General features: G+C 74.4%; 2 protein-coding genes and 1 pseudogene. 1 reads left to right on the forward strand and 2 read right to left on the reverse strand.

The window, feature by feature from the left end; all coding sequences use genetic code 11:
• On the reverse strand, window positions 1-2952 hold a 2952-nt coding region (locus tag AC5LSR_RS04930), incomplete at its 3' end, for a type I polyketide synthase (RefSeq protein ID WP_493468192.1).
• 952 nt (window positions 2953-3904) lie between these two features.
• On the opposite strand from AC5LSR_RS04930, the gene AC5LSR_RS04935 reads away from it, so the two are divergent.
• Entirely contained in the window at window positions 3905-4759 is an 855-nt protein-coding gene (locus AC5LSR_RS04935) for a thioesterase II family protein (protein ID WP_493464544.1), read from the forward strand.
• A 35-nt stretch (window positions 4760-4794) separates the two neighbouring features.
• Here the strand turns inward: AC5LSR_RS04935 and AC5LSR_RS04940 are convergent.
• Window positions 4795-5487: pseudogene (locus AC5LSR_RS04940) on the reverse strand (TetR/AcrR family transcriptional regulator); the annotation flags it as partial.
• Window positions 5488-5702 lie beyond the last annotated feature (215 nt).

The raw sequence follows: 5702 nt of genomic DNA on the forward strand, positions 1-5702 counted from the left end.
GTGGGCGTCCGTGCGGTGGGCGGCCGTGTCATGATCCGGAACATTCTGTGCCGGTATGGAGACGTCCGGCAGCTCCACGGCCGGTGCCGCCGCGGACGGTGCCGGGCGGGCCGCCGCGCCCGGCAGCCAGAACCGCCGCCGCTGGAACGGGTAGGTGGGCAGGTCGGTCACGCGCGCCGCCGGGCCGATCGCCGCGGCCCAGTCGACGTCGGCCCCGCGCACGTGCGCCTCGGCGAGCGACGCCAGCAGCCGGCGGGGGCCGCCGTCGTGGCGGCGCAGCGTGCCGGTGACAAGCGCGTCGGCGTGCTCTCCGCCGGCGTCCGCCGCGATCCGCTGGATCACGCCGGTGAGGACGGGATGCGGCGTCACCTCGACGAACGTGCCGTGCCCGGCCGCGAGCGCGGCCCGCACCGTCTGGTCGACGTTGATGGTCTCCCGCAGGTTGCGGTACCAGTAGGCGGGGGTCAGCTCGGTGGTGGGCAGCGGGCCTGCGGTGACGGTCGAGTAGAAGGCGATGCCGGCCGCCGCCGGGGTGATGCCGTCGAGCAGCTCGAGCAGCCGCTCGCGCACCGGGATGACCTGCGGCGAGTGCGAGGCGTACCGGACCGGGATCCGGCGGACGTCGATGCCGGCCGCGGTCAGCGTCGCCACGAGCTCGTCGAGGGCGGCGGTCTCGCCGGAGACGACCGTGGCGTCCGGCCCGTTGATCACGCCGATGCCCGCGCGGTCGGCCCACGGCGTGAGCAGCGTGGCGACCTCGGCCGCGGGCAGCGGGACGGACACCAGCCCGCCGAGGCCGCTGAGGCCGGCCACGGCGCGGCCGCGCAGCGCCACCACGGCCGCGGCCTGCTCCAGGGTGAACGCGCCCGCCACGTACGCGGCGGCGATCTCGCCCTGGGAGCTGCCGATCACCGCGTCGGGCTCGACGCCGAAGGCCCGCCACACCTCGGCGAGGGAGACCATCACCGCGAACAGCGCCGCCTGGATCACGTCGATCCGCTCCAGCGGCGGGGCGCCCGGGGCGTCCCGCAGGACGTCCAGCAGCGACCAGTCGATGTGGGGCGCCAGCGCCGCCGCGCACGCGTCGATCGAGCGGGCGAACACCGGGGATACCGCCAGCAGTTCCGTGGCCATGCCGGCCCACTGGGATCCCTGGCCGGGGAAGACGAAGACGGTCTTCCCGCGCTCGCCCGCCGACCCGCGCACCACGTTCGCGGACGGTTCGACGGCGACGAGGGCGCGCAGCCCGGCGGACAGCTCGGCCCGGCCGGCGCCGATCACCACCGCCCGCTCCTCGAAACGCGCCCGGGTCGTCGCCAGCGACAGCGCGATGTCCGCGGGACCGCCGCCGGCCACGTCCCCGGTAGGAGCGCTGTTACCTCCGGCGCCGCTTTCTTCACTTTCGGTGTTTCCGGCGTCGCTGTCGGCGTCGCCGGCAGGGGAGCCGGCGAGCAGCGTGAGCAGACGGCCGGCCTGGGCGTCCACCGCGTCCACGCCGCGCCCGGAGAGCACCCACGGCACGACGTCACCGCGTATCACGGGCTCACGGCCACCGCCGGCGCGCCCCGCGGGCTCACGATCGTCCCCGGCGCGCGCCGCCGGGGCCGCCGGCCCACCCACCGCGGCCACGCCACCCGCCGCGGCGCCACCCGCCGCGGCCGCCGTGGGCCGGGTGGTGGGCGCCTCGCCCACCACGACGTGGCAGTTCGTCCCGCCGACACCCCACGAGCTCACGCCGGCCAGCAGCGGCCGGTCGTCGTGCGGCCAGGGCCGCAGGGCGGTCACCACGCGCAGCCGCAGCTCCTCGAACGGGATCCGGGGGTTGGGCGTGGCGAAGTTCAGGCTCGGCGGCAGCACCCGGTGCGTGATCGCCAGGACCGTCTTGACCAGACCGACGATCCCCCCGGCGCCCTCGAGATGGCCGATGTTCGTCTTCACCGACCCGACCAGCAGCGGGTCGCCGGCGGGCCGGCCGGCCCCGTAGGCGGCGCCCAGCGCGGACGCCTCGATCGGGTCCCCGAGCGCGGTCCCGGTGCCGTGCAGCTCGACGTAGCGCACGTCGCGCGGGTCGACGCCGGCGCGTCCGGCCGCCGCGCGCACCACGTCCCGCTGGGCCCGTGCGCTCGGGACGGTCAGGCCCGCGGTGGCGCCGCCGCTGTTGACCGCGCTGCCGCGGATCACCGCGTGGATCCGGTCGCCGTCGGCGAGCGCGGCCGCGAGCGGCTTGAGCACGACGACCGCGCCGCCCTCGCCGTGCACGAAACCGTTCGCCCGTGCGTCGAAGGTGAAGCACCGCCCGTCCGGGGACAGCCCGCCGAAGCGCTGCGCGCTGACGGCCGTCTCGGCGGTGAGGTTGAGGTGGACGCCGGCGGCCAGCGCCAGCTCCGACTCGCCCGAGCGCAGGCTCTCGCAGGCCAGGTGCACCGCCACCAGCGACGACGACTGGGCGGTGTCCACCGTCAGGCTCGGGCCGCGCAGGCCCAGCAGGTAGGACAGCCGGTTGGCGATGACGCCGCGGGCCAGCCCGGTCAGGGTGTGCCGGGTGACGGCGCTCAGACCGTGACGGTGGACCAGCCCGGCGTAGTCACTGGCGATGGCGCCCACGAAGACGCCGGTACGGGTGTCCGCCAGCGCGGCCGGGACGACGCGGGCGTCCTCCAGCGCCTCCCAGCCGAGCTCGAGCACGAGACGCTGCTGCGGATCCATCGCCTCCGCCTCGCGCGGCGAGATGCCGAAGAACTCCGGGTCGAAGCCCGCGACGCCGTCGAGGAAACCGCCGCGCAGCGGGCGGATATCGTCCGGGATTCCCTCCCAGCGGCCGGCGGGAACATCCGTGACGGCGCTGCGCGCATTCTCCAGCAGCTGCCAGAACTCCCCGGGGCCGGCCGCCTGGGGCAGTCGGGCGGCCAGCCCGACGACGGCGATGTCGGACGGCGTCTCGGCATGCGACATCTTCGGTGTCCATTCCCTCTCGTAAACGGCCGGCGCGGCCGGGCGCCGGATGGCGGCTGGCCGGCCGAAGGCGGCGCGATCACCTTCAGTTGTTTCACGCGGTGCCGGGATCCGGATTTCCGGGAAGATCTGGTGTGGCCGCCGGGAACCGCGGCGGGGCCCGGGGGCGGGCCGCACGGTGTGGATCCCGGCGAACGGGCGGAGGTGGGGTGCCGTCCCAGCGGTGGGCCGGGCCGGCCGCGCGGCCAGCCGGCCCGGCACCGCAGCCGGTCAGGCCGGCCCCGGTGCCGGGGGCGTCAGCGCGGCCGGAAGCTCCCGAGGCGACAACAACAACACTCGGCGCGGTGGAGACAGTGGTGGGGACAGCGTGCGGCGCGGGGGCGGCTGGAGCGGTGCGGTGGCACGCTGTATCACACCCTTTCGTCCTCGTCTGCGCGTTTCGCCGTGTCGTGCGTTCACGCGTTCCGTCCGGGCACGCCTGTCGGGGTGCCCGGACACGGCCCGCCGCCGGCTGCCGCCGGCCGTGCCCGCGTAGGCCTGTGGCCATGCGACGAACCCCGGGCTCGGGTACCCATCAGCCGGCCAGTATGTAGATGATCCGCAGAAAAGCGCGTGGTGATAACCCCTATCGATACCCCTAGTCGACCCTTACCGTCATTGTGGTGCAGCTCACACGGATGCGTGGCCCATATTATGTGCCAGCTGCTCCGGAGAATGAAACGTTAGCTCCTGTGAGGCTTTTTCTTGGATGCCTGTCTTGCTTTCCGGTGGTGGCCCTGATAAGGATGGCGGAAACCAGGACGAGTATTTTCGGATGTCACCCGCCGGCCCGGCCGGCCGCCGGCAGGAAAGGACAGCAGCCGTCATGACGAGACCCGGAACGAGTGCCGGCGACGGCACCGGCGGTAGTACCGGCGGCGGTGCCGATCTGTGGATACGACGGTTTCACGCAGTGGCGGATCCTGCCGGGCGGCTGGTCTGCTTCCCGCACGCGGGCGGCTCGGCACCTTTTTTCTTCCCGCTGTCCCAGGAGCTGTCCGCATCGGCCGGCCCGGGCCGGCCCGGCGTCGAAGTGCTCGCCGTCCAGTACCCCGGCCGCCAGGACCGCCTCGGCGAGCCGGCGGTCACCAGCATCGCCGGGCTCGCCGAGGGGATCGCCACGGCCCTGCTGCCGTGGGGCGGCGAGCCGCTGACGTTCTTCGGGCACAGCATGGGCGCCGTCGTGGCCTTCGAGGTCGCGCTGCGCCTGCGGGCCCGCGGGCAGGACGGGCCGGTGCGCCTGCTCGCCTCCGGCCGCCGCGCGCCGTCAAGGTACCGCCAGCGGCAGGACGTCCACCGCCGGGACGACGCCGGCATCGTCGCCGAGCTGCGCCAGCTCGCCGGCACCGACTCCCGGCTGCTCGGCGACGAGGAGATCCTGCGGATGATCCTGCCGGCGATCCGCGCCGACTACACCGCGGTCGAGACCTACCGGTCGGCGCCGGACGCGGTGGTCCACTGCCCGGTCACGGTGTTCACCGGTGACGTTGATCCGCAGGTCACGATCGACGAGGCACAGGCCTGGCGCGGCCACACCACCGGCGCGTTCGGCCTGCGGGTCTTTCCCGGCGGGCATTTCTACCTGGCGGAGGATCCCGGGGCGGTCATCGCGGCCATCCGCGCCGAGCTGGCGGCTTCGCCGCCGGTGTCAGCCCCCGCAGTGTCGCATCCCGCGGCCTCGGTGCCCACGGTGCCGGCGCTCGCGGCACCGGCGGAGGTGTCGCCGGAGCCCAGCCAGGCGGCGAGCTCGCGCACCTCGGCGCGGTAGAGCGTCGCCGGGTCCATCACGTGGGGCCGCAGGTGCCCGTTGATCTCAAGCGCCAGCAGCCCGTGTAGCCGGCCCCAGATCCGTAGCGACAGCGCGACGGCCGCCGGTGGCAGGCCCGGAACCGCCGTGCGGGCCAGCGCGGCGAACGGCGGGGTGAAGTCGGACCAGTCGTGGTCGTCGGTGCTGTCGCCCGGGTCCGTCCCGGCCGCGGACAGCCTGGTCCGCAGGCCAGGCCAGGCGCTTTCCACCAGGCGCAGCAGCACGCCGCACGCCTGCTGCTCGGCCGAGGACGCGTCGCCCTCGGCCGGGAACCGGTAGCCCGGGATGGGGCTGCCGTAGAGAAGCTGGTACTCCTGCGGGCTGGTGACGGCCCACTCGCGGTAGGCCATCGCCACCGCGGTCAGGGCGGCGCCGGGATCGTCGGCGGGGGCCGCGGCCCGGACGGTCTCCAGCCGCTGCGCCACCGAGGTGTAGATGTCGGTCACCAGCGCGGTGATCATGTCGTCGCGGGTGTCGTAGTAGCTGTACAGCGCGCCCGCGGTCATGCCCATCTCGCGGGCGATCGCCCGCAGCGACAGCGCTGCCGCGCCACCGTCGGCCATGTGGCGCAGTGCGATCGCCTTGATCTCGCGGACCGTCTCGGCGCGTAGCCGGTCCCGGCGCCGAAGCATGCGATCTTCCACCGTTGGTAGTTTACAGCGCTTGTCTCCTACACTGCGGCCAAACATTGATAGCCGTGTAGTCTTTGAACGGCGTACTGTCGCGGCTGTCGCGTCAGTTGGCCCGGACGCCCGTCGCCCCGCGGCGACGGGGCACGCGCCGCGTCGCCGCGGGGTCGCGCCGTCCGTCTCGTCCGTCCGGGCTGGTCCCACGTGCCAGCCGCCGCCTCGAGGAACCCAGGGCACCAGAGGAACCCAAGAAACCCAAGGCACCAGAGGCACCC

It is taken from the genome of Protofrankia sp. CiP1_Cm_nod4, assembly GCF_982290645.1.